1 protein-coding gene and 2 pseudogenes are annotated in these 1,431 nt (G+C 68.8%); 1 reads left to right on the plus strand and 2 read right to left on the minus strand.

What is annotated here, in order from left to right; all coding sequences use genetic code 11:
* Together AB0N31_RS36510 and AB0N31_RS36515 are read right to left on the minus strand one after the other, a co-directional pair.
* The coding region (locus tag AB0N31_RS36510) for a transposase (protein WP_366062843.1) at positions 1-237 on the minus strand (237 nt) is incomplete at its 3' end.
* A gap of 120 nt (positions 238-357) precedes the next feature.
* Positions 358-582 (minus strand): annotated as a pseudogene (locus tag AB0N31_RS36515) (hypothetical protein); the annotation flags it as partial.
* Between the two features lie 553 nt (positions 583-1,135).
* Between AB0N31_RS36515 and AB0N31_RS36520 the strand changes: the two are divergent.
* Positions 1,136-1,270 (plus strand): annotated as a pseudogene (locus tag AB0N31_RS36520) (cadmium transporter); the annotation flags it as partial.
* Positions 1,271-1,431 lie beyond the last annotated feature (161 nt).

Below are 1,431 nucleotides of genomic sequence, written 5' to 3' on the forward strand. Positions count from 1 at the left end.
GAAGACCAGGGCCTCGGGTCCGATCACCGCCTCCATCCGCCAGGCAAGCTGGGCCCGGATGTGTGCCGGGTCCCAGGGGCTGGTGGTGATGAAGTTGGCCAGCGCCTGACGATTGCCGTCCTCCCCGAGCCGGGCGGCCATCGGCTCGACCGACTTACGCTGCCCGTCGGTCAGCAGCCCCCGCAGATACACCTGCCCCCACCGACGCTGATCCTTGCGCGCGAACGGCTCGAACACCTCCGCCGCGAACGCCTCCAACTCACCACGCACCGCAGCAATCTCGTCCGGAGTCACACACTCTCAACGCCACACCGGCCCGACAGGACACGCATCACCACAACCGACCTGACCAAGCCCTACTAGGTCTTCGCTCAGTCCTTCGGCGAGGACGGTCCGGTAGAGCGTCATGCGGGACTTCGGACGGTCCAGGCTGTAGCTCGTCCGCCCGGACCAGACGATGTGGAGCGGCAGGTCCACGCTGCCCTCGACGGGGCCGGCCAGCTCCTGCAAGCGCTCGGGCAGTCGGCTGCGGTAGCGGTCCCGCAGCACCTCGGCGCGGGGGGCGGTGATCGTCGCATCCATGCATCCAGTATCGCTGCTGGGAGGCGGCGGCATGGCGGATACGGGGGTCCCCCATCGTACGTACACAAGTCGGGCGGCCGCCCGCCCTTCCCTCTGACATATCACCCAGTGGGTGCTTAGCGCATCATCGCCTACCCGCGCAGGCCCCCAGGTGGCGCGGCAACCGGCTGCCCTGCCGACCCGGGACCAGCCCCGCTCGCGAGCACGGGTGATCATGACACAGCAGGTCACGCGGAGGGCCGCCGCGGTGGAGTCGGCTGCGGCGTCGGGAATGACGACGGTACCGAAGCCGAGGCCTCATGGCGCCGGGGCAGCGGACGAGAAGGACACCAGGCGGGCGCAGGATCCGGCGGGCGCGGGCGGTGCAGGCGTCGCGGCGCAGCAGGCAGGTCAGCGGGGCGCGGCGAGGGGCGCCGAGCCGTCGCGCCGCACCATAGAAGTTGAGCCAGAACCCGAGAAGCGACAGCACTGAGCCTCGGTCCGGAGAGGGACGCGGTGCGGGCTCCCGGTAGCGTCACGGGGACAGTCGCATCGAAGGGGAGGGCATCCACTCGTGGACCTGGGCATCATCGGGCAGGCCGTCGGGTTGTTCGCCGTCACCAACATCGATGACATCGTGGTCCTGGCGCTGTTCTTCGCCCAGGGAGCCGGGCACCGCGGCTCCACTCGCCGCATCGTGCTGGGTCAGTGAGCCCTTTCCAACCTGACGCTCTTGTCCGGCTGTTGGGCTGACAACATGGCGAAGCCCCTGGTGGATGGGTTTTCGACCAAGAAATCCGTCTCCACCAGAGGCTTCGTGTGCTTGTCTACCCGTCGGGCGTCGACGTGTCCAGTTCTGCCCTGCGCTTC

This window comes from Streptomyces sp. NPDC051051 (assembly GCF_040682975.1).
In the GTDB taxonomy this organism is placed as follows: Bacteria; Actinomycetota; Actinomycetes; order Streptomycetales; family Streptomycetaceae; genus Streptomyces.